Origin of the sequence: Psychroserpens ponticola, from assembly GCF_023556315.2 — a bacterium.
GTDB lineage: Bacteria > Bacteroidota > Bacteroidia > Flavobacteriales > Flavobacteriaceae > Psychroserpens > Psychroserpens ponticola.
The window spans coordinates 314027-329173 of record NZ_CP116221.1; the positions used below are offsets into that span (position 1 = coordinate 314027).

At 32.7% G+C, this 15147-nt stretch carries 12 protein-coding genes and 1 riboswitch; of the genes, 8 read left to right on the forward strand and 4 right to left on the reverse strand.

The genetic code is table 11. The features are described from left to right. Nucleotides 1–14: 14 nt before the first annotated feature. From ilvB to ilvA, 4 genes are all read left to right on the forward strand, one after another. Nucleotides 15–1751 carry a biosynthetic-type acetolactate synthase large subunit gene (gene ilvB, locus MUN68_RS01290; protein WP_249995121.1) on the forward strand — a complete coding sequence of 579 codons (1737 nt, stop codon included), beginning with the start codon at nt 15–17 and terminating at the stop codon, nt 1749–1751. Nucleotides 1752–1921: 170 nt separating this feature from the next. Beyond that, entirely contained in the window at nt 1922–2452 is a 531-nt protein-coding gene (gene ilvN / locus MUN68_RS01295) for an acetolactate synthase small subunit (RefSeq protein WP_249995120.1), read from the forward strand. Between the two features lie 11 nt (nt 2453–2463). Next, nucleotides 2464–3960: a ketol-acid reductoisomerase gene (ilvC, locus tag MUN68_RS01300; protein ID WP_249995119.1), complete on the forward strand. Its 1497-nt coding sequence runs from the start codon at nt 2464–2466 to the stop codon at nt 3958–3960. A gap of 41 nt (nt 3961–4001) precedes the next feature. After that, nucleotides 4002–5270 (forward strand): threonine ammonia-lyase, encoded by a 1269-nt coding sequence (gene ilvA / locus MUN68_RS01305; RefSeq protein ID WP_249995118.1) that lies wholly within the window; start codon nt 4002–4004, stop codon nt 5268–5270. Nucleotides 5271–5339: 69 nt separating this feature from the next. On the opposite strand, the gene leuB is transcribed toward ilvA, so the two are convergent. From leuB to MUN68_RS01325, 4 genes are read right to left on the reverse strand one after another with little or no spacing between them, the layout of a single operon-like run. After that, complete coding sequence (leuB, locus tag MUN68_RS01310) at nt 5340–6458, reverse strand: 3-isopropylmalate dehydrogenase (RefSeq protein WP_249995117.1); 1119 nt, start codon at nt 6456–6458, stop codon at nt 5340–5342. A gap of 47 nt (nt 6459–6505) precedes the next feature. After that, on the reverse strand, nt 6506–7093 hold the full coding sequence (gene leuD / locus MUN68_RS01315) for a 3-isopropylmalate dehydratase small subunit (protein WP_249995116.1): 588 nt from the start codon (nt 7091–7093) through the stop codon (nt 6506–6508). A gap of 1 nt (nt 7094) precedes the next feature. Continuing rightward, nucleotides 7095–8477: a 3-isopropylmalate dehydratase large subunit gene (leuC, locus tag MUN68_RS01320; protein ID WP_249995115.1), complete on the reverse strand. Its 1383-nt coding sequence runs from the start codon at nt 8475–8477 to the stop codon at nt 7095–7097. Then, the gene (locus MUN68_RS01325) at nt 8478–9653 is read right to left on the reverse strand and encodes a 2-isopropylmalate synthase (protein ID WP_249995114.1); all 1176 of its coding nucleotides are present in this window, start codon (nt 9651–9653) and stop codon (nt 8478–8480) included. It lies immediately after the preceding gene. 146 nt (nt 9654–9799) lie between these two features. Here MUN68_RS01325 and MUN68_RS01330 point away from each other — a divergent pair, with 146 nt between their 5' ends. From MUN68_RS01330 to MUN68_RS01345, 4 genes are all read left to right on the forward strand, one after another. Beyond that, nucleotides 9800–11350, forward strand: coding sequence for a hypothetical protein (locus MUN68_RS01330; RefSeq protein ID WP_249995113.1), 1551 nt, complete (start codon nt 9800–9802; stop codon nt 11348–11350). A 168-nt stretch (nt 11351–11518) separates the two neighbouring features. After that, nucleotides 11519–11642, forward strand: a riboswitch (SAM riboswitch). 116 nt (nt 11643–11758) lie between these two features. Next, complete coding sequence (locus MUN68_RS01335; protein ID WP_249995112.1) at nt 11759–13057, forward strand: O-acetylhomoserine aminocarboxypropyltransferase/cysteine synthase family protein; 1299 nt, start codon at nt 11759–11761, stop codon at nt 13055–13057. 65 nt (nt 13058–13122) lie between these two features. Then, nucleotides 13123–14133, forward strand: a complete 1011-nt coding sequence (locus tag MUN68_RS01340; protein WP_249995111.1) for an alpha/beta fold hydrolase — start codon at nt 13123–13125, stop codon at nt 14131–14133. Further along, the gene (locus MUN68_RS01345; RefSeq protein ID WP_249995110.1) at nt 14130–15143 is read left to right on the forward strand and encodes a homocysteine S-methyltransferase family protein; all 1014 of its coding nucleotides are present in this window, start codon (nt 14130–14132) and stop codon (nt 15141–15143) included. The genes MUN68_RS01340 and MUN68_RS01345 overlap by 4 nt, the downstream gene beginning before the upstream one ends. Nucleotides 15144–15147 lie beyond the last annotated feature (4 nt).

The following is a 15147-nucleotide window of genomic DNA, read 5'->3' on the forward strand; positions in this document are numbered from 1 at the left end:
AAAAATAATATGAGATGAAAGAAACTCAAACCTTAAAAAATAAAGAAAAGTCAAAAAAAGTTACAGAACGTATTTCAGGTAGTGAAGCTGTTATAAAATGCTTATTAGCTGAAGGTGTAGATATACTTTATGGTTATCCTGGAGGCGCAATTATGCCTGTTTATGATGAATTATATAAATATCAAGATAAAATTCATCATGTCTTAACGCGACATGAACAAGGTGCAACACATTCAGCCCAAGGTTATGCTAGAATTTCTGGAAAAGTTGGTGTTGCAATAGCAACATCAGGACCTGGAGCAACTAATTTAATTACTGGTATTGCTGATGCACAAATAGATTCTACACCAATGGTTTGTATCACTGGCCAAGTAGGTTCTCATTTATTAGGAAGTGATGCGTTTCAGGAAACTGATATCGTCGGAATTTCTACTCCTGTTACCAAATGGAATCATCAAATTACAAAAGCTTCAGAGATTCCAGAGGTTTTCGCAAAAGCATTCTACATTGCTAAAAGTGGAAGACCTGGACCTGTTTTAATTGATATTACTAAAGATGCTCAGTTTGAAGAGTTTGATTTTTCTTATGAAAAATGTACAGGAATACGAAGTTATATTCCAGTACCAGATACTAACGAAAATGATTTAAATGCAGCAGCTGAATTAATCAATAACGCTAAGAAGCCAATGATAGTTTGGGGACAAGGTGTTATTTTAGGCGAAGCTGAAGAAGAGTTTAAAGCCGTTATTGAGAAAGCTGGAATTCCTTCTGCTTGGACGATTTTAGGTGCTTCAGCGATTCCTACGTCTCATTCTTTAAATGTTGGGATGGTAGGAATGCATGGCAATTATGCACCTAATGTATTAACAAATCAATGTGATGTGTTAATTGCAATCGGAATGCGTTTTGACGATCGTGTTACTGGAAATTTAGAAAGCTACGCTAAGCAAGCTAAAATAATTCATTTTGAGATTGATCCAGCCGAAGTTGATAAAAATGTAAAAACTGATGTTGCCGTTTTAGGTAATGCTAAAGCAAGTTTAAGAGCCTTATTACCATTATTAAATACAAATTCTCATAAGGAATGGCTTCAAAAGTTTAAAGATTTATACAACATAGAATATGAAAAAGTTATAAAAGATGACTTGCATCCTACAAAGGAAGGACTGACTATGGGAGAAGTATTGAAAGAAATCAATATGCAAACTAAAGGTGAAGCTGCTATTGTGAGTGATGTTGGTCAGCATCAAATGATTGCTTGTCGTTATGCAGATTTTAAGACAACTAAAAGTAATATTACATCTGGTGGTTTAGGAACAATGGGATTTGCACTTCCTGCTGCAATTGGAGCAAAAATGGCAGCGCCAGAAAGAGAAGTTGTTATGATTGCTGGTGATGGTGGATATCAAATGACTATTCAAGAGTTGGGTACTATTTTTCAACAAAAAGTTCCAGTGAAAATTGTGGTATTGAATAATGAATTTCTCGGAATGGTGCGTCAATGGCAACAACTATTTTTTGATAAACGTTATGCATCTACAGAAATGACAAATCCAGATTTTGTAGCGATTGCAAAAGGTTATCATATAGATGCAAAAAAAGTTGTAGAACGAAAAGATTTAAAAGCTGCTGTTAAAGAAATGATAGATTGTGATGGTCCGTATTTTTTAGAGGTTTGTGTTGAAAAGGAAGGTAATGTATTTCCTATGATACCAACTGGAGCAAGTGTTTCAGATATAAGATTAGAATAACGTCAGTTCGAGTGAATTTCAAAGAAATATAACAGATTTAAAATTTGTATCGAGAACAGTTAGAGCAACTTCTCGATAAAATTTTATGTCGTTCTTCAACAAAATCACTAGAAGTGACAAATGAATAAGAATTTAAAGCTAATGGAAAAACAGCTAAAAGTTTAAATAGAATGGATACAGAAATAAAACAATATACAGTTTCAGTTTATACAGAAAATAATATCGGATTGTTGAATAGAATTTCTGCTATTTTTCAAAGACGACATATTAATATTGAAAGCTTAAACACTTCGCCTTCTGAAATTGAAGGAGTTTCAAGATTCACAATTGTGATTAATATAACCGAATCTCAAATGAAGAAAATTCAAGGTCAGATTGAAAAACAAGTTGAAGTTATAAAGGCATATTATCATACTGAAGACGAAACAATTTATCAGGAATCTTGCTTGTTTAAAATCAAGTCCGATTTATTATTTGATGAGCGCCAAATTCAGAATATCATTAAAGAAAGCAACGCCAGAATCGTCACTGTAAATAAAGAGTTTTTCGTTCTTGAGAAATCAGGAAGAACACAAGAAATAGAATTATTATACCGAGAATTAAGTGTCTTTGGAATTATGCAATTTACACGTTCAGGACGTATTGCTGTTACTAAAGATGAAATGAAAATATCAACAATGCTAGAAGCATTTCAACATTAAAATTGAAAAAAATGTCAAATTATTTTAACACATTACCATTAAGAGAACAATTAGAGCAATTAGGAAAGTGTCGTTTTATGGATGCTTCAGAATTTGAAGATGGCGTAAAAGCGCTCAAGGGAAAGAAAATCGTTATTGTTGGTTGTGGCGCACAAGGTCTTAATCAAGGCCTAAATATGAGAGATTCTGGATTAAATATTTCTTATACACTACGTCAAATTGCAATAGATGAAAAGCGTGATTCCTATATGAATGCAACCTCTAACGGATTTAATGTTGGCACCTATGACGAATTAATTCCAACAGCAGATTTAGTGTTGAACTTAACACCAGATAAACAGCATACTAATGTTGTAAAAACGATTATGCCTTTGATGAAAAAAGGAGCGACATTAAGTTATTCTCATGGTTTTAATATTGTTGAAGAAGGGCTGCAAATTCGTGAAGATTTAACGGTAATTATGGTTGCTCCAAAATGTCCTGGTAGTGAAGTTCGTGAAGAGTATAAACGCGGATTTGGAGTGCCAACTCTAACTGCTGTTCACCCAAATAATGATCCTGAAGGCAAAGGTTGGGTTCAAGCTAAAGCTTATGCAGTAGCAACTGGTGGACATAAAGCTGGTGTTTTAGAATCGTCTTTTGTCGCTGAAGTAAAATCAGATTTAATGGGAGAACAAACCATCTTATGTGGTTTATTACAAACAGGAGCAATTCTATCTTTTGATAAAATGGTTGAAGAAGGCATCGAGCCAGGATATGCTGCTAAGTTAATTCAGTTTGGTTGGGAAACAATTACTGAAGCTTTAAAACATGGTGGAATTACCAATATGATGGATCGTTTATCAAATCCAGCAAAAATAAAAGCTTTTGAATTATCTGAAGAGTTAAAAGGAATTATGCGTCCATTATTTGAAAAACACATGGATGATATCATCTCTGGTCATTTCTCAAAAACCATGATGGAAGATTGGGCAAATGATGATGTCAATCTTCTAAAATGGAGAGCTGCAACTGGTGAAACCGCTTTTGAAAAAACAGCGTTAACGTCAGAACATATCTCTGAACAAGAGTATTTTGATCATGGTGTGTTATTGGTAGCTTTTGTGAAATCTGGTGTTGAATTGGCTTTCGAAACGATGGTAAGTGCAGGTATTATTGAAGATTCAGCTTATTATGAATCGTTGCATGAATTACCATTAATTGCAAATACAATTGCTAGAAAGAAATTATTTGAAATGAATAGAGTTATTTCTGATACAGCAGAATATGGCTGTTATTTATTTGATCATGCCTGTAAACCATTGTTGACTGATTTTATGAAAACAGTAGATACATCTATTATCGGAACTCTATTTTCTAAAACAAATGGTGTTGATAATATTGAATTAATTGCTGTAAATGATGCGATAAGAAATCATCCAATTGAATCCGTTGGACAACGTTTACGTGAAGCAATGACAGCAATGAAAGTGATTAAAACTACAACTGAAGATTCAGTATTAGCTTAAATAAATCTTGGTACTCTTAATTTGTTTCAGGATCTCATTACATGGAAAATACCACAACGACATATAGACCTACACTTAAAGCTGTTGAAGAAGCTGCTGAAAAATTAAAAGGGATTGCATCTGTAACGCCTTTGATTAAAAATGCGCAATATTCGAAACAGTTTGGAGCTAATATTTTTTTTAAAAGAGAAGATTTACAGGAAGTTCGCTCTTACAAAATTCGTGGTGCTTATAATAAAATTTCATCTTTAAGTTTGTCTCAAATTGAAAATGAAATTGTCTGCGCTAGTGCAGGAAATCACGCACAAGGTTTTGCGCTTTCGTGTAAATTATTAAAAATTAAAGGTACTATTTTTATGCCTTCACCTACGCCTAATCAAAAAATTGAACAGGTAAATATGTTCGGCGAAGAGTATGTGAATGTTGTTTTAATTGGAGATACATTTGACGACGCATATCATGCAGCAATGCAAGAATGCGAACGTTTAAATAAAACATTTATTCATCCGTTTAATGACGAGAAAGTTATAGAAGGTCAGGCAACCGTTGGTTTAGAAATTATAGCTCAGGCTGAATTACACCCAATTCATTATGTGTTCTTGCCTGTTGGTGGTGGTGGACTTGCTGCTGGTGTTTCATCAGTTTTTAAAATTTTATCACCGCAAACTAAAATTATTAGCGTAGAGCCAAAAGGAGCGTCTTCAATGTTAACGTCAATTAGAGCAAATAAAAATATTGAATTAAAAACGATAGATAATTTTGTAGATGGAGCTGCTGTTAAGCGTGTTGGTGATTTAAACTTTGCGATTTGTAAAGAGACACTGCATCGTGTTGTTGAAGTTGAAGAAGGAAAGGTTTGCCAGACCATTCTAGACTTATACAATAAAGAAGCAATCGTTGTTGAACCAGCAGGAGCTTTGAGTCTTTGTGCTCTAGAGCAATTTTCAGAAGAAATTAAAGGTAAAAATGTGGTTTGTATTATTAGTGGAAGTAATAATGACATTACAAGAACGGCTGAAATTAAAGAACGTGCATTACTTTATGCCAACCTTAAACATTACTTTATTATTAAGTTTCCACAACGAACAGGAGCTTTGAGAGATTTCGTTGTAGATATATTAGGTCCAACAGATGATATTACTCATTTTGAATATACAAAAAAAGCAAACCGAGAAAATGATGTTGCTGTTGTTGGATTGGAATTAAAAGATCCGAATGACTTATCGCCTTTAATTACTAAAATGAAACTCCATAACTTTTATGGTGATTACCTTAACGACAAACCGGATTTGTTTCAGTTTTTGGTATAATAAAAAAGCATCTGAAAACAGATGCTTTTACAATTCCACTACAATTAATAGACTTTTACCCTTAAAATTTTAAATAATAGTAGATTGTCCAATGTGTATGTTTGAAAAATTCATAGTTGTATCTTTCGGATTGTTTATGAAATCCTCTATAAAATCACCAACTTTACTAGTCGAAATATGGTCGTATTTTGTGTTTAAGTCTGGAGTTGTGATATTTAGTTTTAATGATATTTCAACGCCTTCTCTGATTAATTCAGCTTCTTCAAATAATTCAAAATGGTCTAGTAACATGGCTGCTGATAAAATAGAAGCAATTGGATTAGCAATGCCTAAATTAGTAGCTTGAGGATAAGAACCATGAATAGGTTCAAACATTGCATATTTTTCACCAACTGAAGCTGACGCTAATAAGCCAATTGAACCTCCAATAACACTTGCTTCATCACTGATGATGTCACCAAACATGTTTTCAGTTAGTATGACATCAAATTGTTTCGGGTTCAGAATCATTTGCATCGCAGCATTATCAACAAATAGAAAATCAAGTTTAACATCTGTGTAATTTTTAGATACTTCAGTAACAACACGTCTCCATAAACGTGAGCTTTCTAATACATTTGCTTTATCAACTAAAGTTACTTTGTTCTTTCGAGTTCTAGCCGCTTTAAAAGCTAAATGAGTAATGCGTTCAATTTCAAATCGTGAGTATTCACACAAATCTGACGCTGTGTTTTTATCTTCACTTAGTTCTTTTTTTCCAAAATAAATACCTCCTGTTAGCTCTCTATAAATACTAATATCTGTGCCTTTTATAATCTCGCGCTTTAAAGGTGATTTTGATAGTAAGTTATTATATGCTTTTACTGGTCTTATATTTGCAAACAATCCTAATTCTTTTCTCAATTTTAATAAGCCTTGTTCAGGTCTCACTTTAGCTGAAGGGTTATTGTCATATTTAGGGTCACCAATAGCACCAAATAAAATGGCATCTGTTGACTTGCAAAGATCTAATGTTTTTTCTGGTAAAGACTCGCCAGTTTTGTCAATAGCAATTGCTCCAACTGGAGCTTCCTTAAACCTAAACGTGTGATCAAATTCTTGAGCTATCGCTTTTAATACTTTTATAGATTGTTTGGTGACTTCTGGTCCAATTCCATCACCTGGTAAAACAGCAATATTTAGTTTCATATAGTTTCGACGTTATGCGATTTTGTTAGTGTTTTAATTCTTTATTATTAGTTGTAGGTGTTTTCGAAGATTTCAATAGTTTCCTTTTTGCTAATTAGATAATCAATATCATCATACCCATTTATCATACATGTTTTTTTGTAAGCATCTATTTCGAAATCTTCAGATAGATTTATGTTTTCAGTAGCTATAGTTTGTTTTTCAAGATTTACAGTTAATTTTATATCTGGATTGTTTTTAATTTTCTTTAGTAAAATCTTTAGAAATTTTTCAGAAACTTGAACAGGTAATAAACCATTGTTTAAAGCATTTCCTTTAAAAATATCCGCAAAAAAACTCGATACAATCACTTTAAATCCGAAATCTGTTAAAGCCCAAGCTGCATGCTCGCGACTAGAGCCACAACCAAAATTGTTACCTGCTACCAATATAGAACCTGAGAAATTTGGGTTATTCAATATGAAATTAGTGTTTTTTGTTCCATCTTTATTGTATCTCCAATCTCTAAAAGCATTTTCACCAAAACCTTTTCTGTCTGTCGCTTTTAAAAAACGCGCAGGAATTATTTGATCGGTGTCGACGTTTTCAATATCCAGAGGAATTACTGTTGAACTTACTATTTTAAATTTCTCCATACTAATTCAACTGTTTAGTGATGTTAATTATCTTGCCTTCAACTGCAGTTGCAGCAGCCATTAACGGACTTGCTAATATGGTTCTTGAGCCTTGTCCTTGTCTGCCTTCAAAATTTCTATTGCTTGTAGAAACGCAATATTCACCTTGTGGAATTTTATCTTCATTCATTGCTAAACATGCACTGCATCCAGGTTGGCGTAATTCAAAGCCAGCATTGTCAAAAATTGTTTTCAAACCTTCTTCAATAATTTGAGCTTCAACTTGCTTGCTTCCTGGAACTAACCAAGCGGTAACATTATCTGCTTTTTGTTTTCCTTTTATGTAATTGGCAGCAACTCTAAAATCTTCAATACGTGAATTTGTACAACTTCCGATAAAGACAAAATTGATCGGTTTTCCTATTAAGGAATCTCCCTTTTTGAAATTCATATATTCTAATGATTTTTCAAATGAAACATCATTAGTTTTTGGAATATAGTCGGAAATTTTAATTCCCATTCCTGGATTTGTTCCATAAGTCAGCATTGGTTCTATGTCTTCTGCATCAAAATGATATTCTTTGTCAAAAACAGCGTCTGTATCAGTAGGAAGAGTCTTCCAATAGGCTACTTTTTTTTCAAAGTCCTTTTCTTTTGGAGCAAATTCTTTGCCTTCAACGTAATCAAAAGTAGTTTGATCTGGTGCGATCATTCCGCCACGTGCTCCCATTTCAATACTCATATTGCAGACTGTCATTCTGCCTTCCATAGACATGTTTTTAAACACATCACCAGCATATTCACAAAAATACCCAGTACCAGCATTAGTGCCAATTTTTGAAATGATATAGAGAATGACATCTTTAGGTAATACGCCATTTTTTAACGTACCATCGACTGTAACTCGTAAACTTTTTGGTTTTGTGAGTAATAAACATTGACTTGCAAAAACTTGAGCAACTTGACTTGTGCCAATACCGAAGGCGATTGTTCCAAAAGCACCATGTGTTGAGGTGTGACTATCTCCACATACGATTGTCATTCCTGGTTGTGTGATGCCCAATTCTGGAGCCATAACATGAACAATACCATTGTATTTGTGTCCGAGTTGGTATAGTCTAATGTTGTTTTTTTTGCAATTTTTAGAGAGTTGTTCTAACTGTTTTCTAGATAACTCATCTTTAATGGGCAAATGTTGGTTTGTTGTTGGTGTATTATGATCTGCAGTCGCTACAATTTGATCTGGACGAAAGATAGGAATGTTACGATCTTCAAGTTCATTAAATGCTTGCGGACTTGTAACTTCATGAATTAAATGTTTGTCGATATATAAAATTTGTGGTCCATTTTCAATCGAATCAACCACATGCGAATCCCAAACTTTATCAAATAATGTTTTTCCCATTTAAGCTGAAATTATTTGTCGATATACTTGACTTGTTTCAATGATTTGATGTATGTCAGTGTCATTGATTTCTTTTTTTTGATCTGCAAAAGTTAAGAAGTTTGCATATACATTATCAAGCTGAAGTTTGGTGAGTTCATAGCCAACATTTTTAGCGCGATAAGCTAGCGCTGCACGACCACTTCTAGCAGTTAATACAATGGCACTTTCAGTAACACCAACGTCTTTAGGGTTTATGATTTCGTAAGTTTCTCTGTTTTTTATAACACCATCTTGGTGAATTCCTGAGCTATGAGCAAAAGCATTCGCGCCTACAATGGCTTTATTTGGCTGAGTGTATATTCCCATGCTGTCACTAACCAGTTGACTTATACCATATAAATTTTCTGTTTTAATAGTTGTATCTAAATTAAGATATGGATGTTGTTTTAAAATCATTACAACTTCCTCTAAAGCAGTATTCCCAGCACGTTCTCCTATGCCATTAATTGTACATTCAATTTGTCGAGCACCATTAATCACACCTTCAATAGAATTGGCTGTTGCTAAGCCTAAGTCGTTATGACAATGACAAGATAAAATTGCTTTTTCAATCCCTTTTACATTTTCTTTCAGGTAATTCATTTTTGCACCATATTCACTAGGTAAACAATAACCAGTTGTATCTGGAATATTTAATACTGTCGCTCCAGCTTTTATTGCATTCTCACAAACACGAGCTAAAAACTCGTTATCAGTTCTACCAGCATCTTCAGCATAAAATTCTACATCTTCAACAAATGATTTTGCATAAGCTACTGCATCGTAAGCGCGTTGTAAAATGGTGTCTTGATTAGAATTGAATTTGAATTTTATATGAGATTCTGAAGTTCCAATTCCTGTATGTATTCTTGGAAATTTAGCATGTTTTAATGCTTCTGCAGCAACTTTGATATCATTTTTTACAGCACGAGTTAATCCACAAACTGTAGCATTTTTGATTAATTTAGAAATTTCTTCAACCGATTTGAAATCACCAGGACTAGAGACAGGAAAACCAGCTTCTATGACATTAACACCTAATTGGTCGAGCCGCTCAGCAATAACTAGCTTTTGGCTCGTATTGAGTTTACAACCTGGTACTTGCTCACCATCTCTTAAGGTTGTATCAAAGATTTGAACATTATTATCAGACATTTATCGGAATTTATTTTTCTGTTGTCTTACGAATTTATACTTTGCTTATTCATTACTGTTTTTATTTGAATTGAGATTACGATGTTCAACATTGTTTTTCGTCATAAAAAACCTGATATTCAATATTTTAAATCAAATTCTGTTTGATGACTAAAGACCAAAAAGACAATTTATTTTTGTTGGTTAAATCCTTAACCAAATCTGAAAAACGACAATTCAAATTATATGTTGGTCGATTGGATGTGAATCAGGATTCAAAATTTCTAAATCTTTTTAATTTTTTAGACAAATCTAAAACCTATGACGAGTTTTCTATTTTAAAAAAAGGGATTGTAAAAAAGCAGCAATTAGCTAATGTAAAAGCACATTTATATAAGCAAATATTGATTAGCCTAAAGTTGAATCCTTCGCATCAAAACATAAGATCTCAAATTAGAGAACAATTAGATTTTGCTTCGATTCTGTATCATAAAGGATTGTACAAACAAAGCTTGAAAATATTAGATAAATCTAAGGAGGTTGCAATACAAAACGAAGAAAAAAATCTTGCTTACGAAATTGTTGAACTTGAAAAAATAATTGAATCACAATATATAACCAGAAGTATTAGCACAAGAGCTGATGAGTTGACTCTTCAAGCTGAAGAGCTGAGTTCACTTAATTTATTGGCGAGTAAACTTTCAAACTTATCATTGCAATTGTATGGCATTATTCTGAAATCTGGTTATGTCAAAAATGAAACTGAGAGTAAAGAAATTAAAGATTATTTTAATGATAGACTTCCTGAATTCAACATTCAAGACTTAGGCTTTAGAGAGAAATTGTGGTTGTATAATGCTTATTTATGGTATAGTTTCTTATTGCAAGATTTTAGAAGTTGTTATAGATATGCACTTAAGTGGGTGAACTTATTTTATGAGAATCCACAGATGATTACAGTGAATCCAGTGTTTTTTTTAAAAGGTAATAACTATCTGCTTGAGGCACTCTTTTTTATTGGTAATAAAGAAAAATTTCAAGATCACTTATTGAAATTTCAAGATGTAACTTCCGAAAAAAAGTTTCCTAACGATGAAAACGTTCAGGCATTAACATTTCTATATTTAAACCTCAATTCGATTAATTTATATTTTATTGATGGAACTTTTCAAGATGGCGTAAAGATTATTTCAAAAATCGAAAAGGAATTAGAGACCTTTAAAAACAGGTTAGACGAGCATCATGTTATGATTTTCTATTATAAATTTGCAAGTATGCATTTTGGTAATGGAAATAATAAAGAATGTATTTTTTATCTAGACAAAATCATTAGCAATAAATCTTTATTAATGCGTGAAGATTTACAATGTTTTGCACGTGTCTTAAATCTTGTTGCACATTATGAAGCTGGTCTAGATTATCATATTGAAACCTTACTCAAAAGCACCTATAAATTTTTAATAAAGATTAATGATTTATATGAAGTACAAATAGAGATGATTAAATTTTTAAGAGGATTGCAAGATATTTATCCGCAAGATATAAAACAGGCTTTTATGAATTTAAGAGACACACTTAAAACATATGAAAACCATCCATACGAACGCAGAGCATTTTTGTATTTAGATATTATTTCTTGGTTGGAAAGTAAAATTCAAAACAAACCAGTTGGAGATGTTATTCGTCAGAATTATTTAAAATCAATTAATGCTAAATAGTAGATTTTCAATATTTTGAAGTTGTCTAAAAGCTGTATTAGTAATAATTGAATTAAAAAGCTTTAAAATAAGAATCTCATAAAAAAAGTTAAAAATTCAAAGATAAATTTGGAATTGTAATTTTTCTGTTGCAATATTTGTGTTCACAAAGTTCAAACACTTACTGAAATGTTATCAAGAAAGGCGGAGGGATTAGACCCATTGAAGCCTTAGCAACCCTTAAGCAATTAAGAAGGTGCTAAATTCTACTTGAAGACGCGATTCATTTATCGCTTATTCGGATAGATAACCACACGTAATTACTCATCTGTAATCACGTTTTTCTTTATAATATTTTTCTATTAAGTATGCTTCTCATGAGGCTTATTTGGCTTTTGGTTTAATTTATTAACTCAAAAACTTAGAAAAATGAGTACACAAAAATTTGCAACAAAAGCGTTGCACGCAGGACATGACGTTACACAAAATGGAGGAACAAGAGCTGTTCCTATTTACCAATCTACTGCTTATGTTTTTAACGATTCAGATCATGCAGCAAATCTATTTGCTCTTACTGAACCTGGAAATATATATACCAGAATAAACAACCCAACAAATGGCGTTTTAGAAGAAAGACTAGCAGCTTTAGAAGGCGGAATAGCAGCAGTTGTTACTGCATCTGGAACATCAGCAATTTCAACTACATTGCTGACTTTGCTTAAATCTGGCGATCATATTGTTGCTTCAAGTAGTTTGTATGGAGGAACCTATAATTTGTTAAGTGTTACACTTCCAAGACATGGAATTACAACAACTTTTGTAGATCCTTCAAATCTAGAAAATTTTGAAAAAGCAGCTCAAGAAAACACACGTGCCTTTTTTATTGAATCTTTAGGAAATCCTAAACTAGATGTATTGGATATTAAAGCTATTTCTCAACAAGCTAAAACATTTAAAGTGCCTTTAATTGTTGATAATACGGTTGCTACACCTTATTTGTTAAATCCTATAGAGTATGGTGCTAATATTGTAATACACTCTTTAACCAAATACATTAATGGTAATGGAACTGCGCTTGGAGGCGTCATTATTGATGCTGGAACTTTTGATTGGACTAACGGGAAATTCCCAGAATTCACAGAGCCTTCTGCTGGTTATCATGGTTTGGTCTATAGCGAAGCTCTAGAAGCAGCAGCATTTATTGCAAAAGTTAGAATTGAAGGGCTAAGAGATTATGGAGGTGCTTTAAGTCCATTTAATGCATTTCAAATTATTCAAGGCTTAGAAACACTAGAACTTCGAATAAAAAAACATAGTGAAAATGCACTTGAATTAGCAAAATGGCTGCAAAAACAACCTGAAGTTTCTTGGGTAAATTATCCTGGATTAGAATCTAGTAAGTATAAAAATTTAGCAGATAAGTATTTACCAAATGGTCAAAGTGGAATTGTAACGTTTGGTGCTGAAGGTGGTTTTGAATCTGCTAAGAAAATTGCAGATACAACTAAGCTTTTTTCTTTACTAGCTAATATTGGTGACACAAAATCTTTGATTATTCATCCTGCTAGTACAACGCACCAACAATTGAGTGATGAAGCTCAACTAACTACAGGTGTTACAAATGATTTGATTCGTTTATCTGTCGGAATTGAAAATATAGATGACTTAAAGACTGATCTTAAGGAAGCTTTTGGAGTTCTTAAACAAACGGTTTTAGCATCATATTAATTAGTGTTTAATAAGATGCTGCGTAATGCCATAATACGTGGCATCTACACTATTAAAATTTTAAAATGTCGTCATTAAAATATATAACGATTTCAAGTTTTGAGCTAAATTCAAAAACAACTCAAGATATAATATTATCCTATCAGCTTTTTGGGAAGCCTCTAAATGAAGCACCAATTGTTTTGGTTAATCATGCTTTGACAGGGAATTCTAATGTCTGTGGAAAAGAGGGTTGGTGGAGTGATTTAATAGGTGAAAATAAATGTATTGATACCAATCAATTTGCAATTTTAGCGTTTAATATTCCTGGAAATGGATATGATAATGTAGAAAAACATCTTATTGAAAATTATAAAGACTTTACTGCTAGAACTATTGCTGAAATTTTTTCAATCGGATTGAAGTCCTTACAAATTAATAAGTTATTCGCTGTAATTGGAGGGTCTGTTGGTGGAGGAATTGCATGGGAACTTGCAGCTTTGGAGCCAAATTTAGCAACACATTTAATTCCTGTTGCTAGCGATTGGAAATCTACAGATTGGTTAATTGCTAATTGCCACATACAAGATTCAATTTTGAATAATTCAAGTTTACCATTAGTTGATGCTAGAATGCACGCTATGACTTTATATAGAACTCCAGAATCGTTCACTAATAAGTTTCAACGAACAGAAGTTTCTAAAGAAAGATTTAATGTAGAGAGCTGGTTAGATTATCATGGCAAAGTATTGAGTAAACGATTTAATTTATCGGCCTATAAGTTGATGAACCAGATTTTAAAAACCATTGATATAACTAAAAATAGAGGAACTTTTAATGAAGTTGTTGGTGCAATAAATTCAACAATTCATATGGTGACTATTCCTAGTGATTTGTTTTTTAAATCTGATGATAATTGGAATGCATATGTCGATTTAAAACTAACTCGAGATAATGTCAATATTTCTGAAATTAAATCCATTCATGGTCATGATGCTTTTCTAATCGAGTACGAGCAACTTATAAAAATCCTTAAACCAATTTTCGATTCAAGTTACCAATCTATTTATAACGAGACTTTAAAGAAATGCTTATGAGTACTATTGTTGAAGAAATATCAAAACGAATTTTAGTGCTTGATGGCGCTATGGGAACTATGTTGCAACGTTATAATTTTTCCGAAGATGATTTTAGAGGCAAACGTTTCAAAAATTATCCAACCTCATTAAAAGGGAATAATGATTTATTGTCACTAACACAGCCACAAGCAATTGCAGATGTTCATAAATTGTATTTTATAGCAGGAGCAGATATCGTAGAAACCAATACCTTTTCGGGAACAACCATTGCTATGGCAGATTACAATATGGAAGATTTGGTTTATGAACTAAATTACGAATCTGCAAAAATAGCTAAGAAAGTAGCTGATGAATTTTCTAAATCTAATCCTAAAAAACCTCGATTTGTAGCTGGAAGTATTGGGCCTACAAATAAGACTGCTAGTATGTCTCCAGATGTTAATAAACCAGAATATAGAGCCATCACTTTTGATGAATTAAGAGTTGCTTATAAGTTGCAAGTTGAAGCTTTAATTGATGGTGGAGTAGATGTCCTTTTAGTTGAAACCATTTTTGATACACTAAATGCCAAAGCCGCTTTATTTGCTATTGAAGAAGTTAAAGAAGAACGTCAATTTGATATTCCTATTATGGTGTCAGGTACAATCACTGATGCTTCAGGACGTACACTATCTGGTCAAACTGTTGAAGCATTTTTAACGTCTATTTCTCATATTCCTCTTTTAAGTGTCGGATTTAATTGTGCCTTAGGCGCAGAACAACTCAAACCTTATTTACAACGTCTGTCACATGAAACGGACTTTTATACTTCTGCACATCCTAATGCAGGTTTACCTAATGCTTTTGGTGAGTACGATCAATCTGCAAAACAAATGCAGGTATTGATTGAAGATTATCTTAAAGACGGATTAATAAATATTATAGGTGGTTGCTGCGGAACAAATCCTGAGCACATTAAAGCGATTGCTGAAGTTGCTGAAAATTATTTACCTAGAACAACTGTCTGTTCGAACATAGTCGAGAACTAATTTA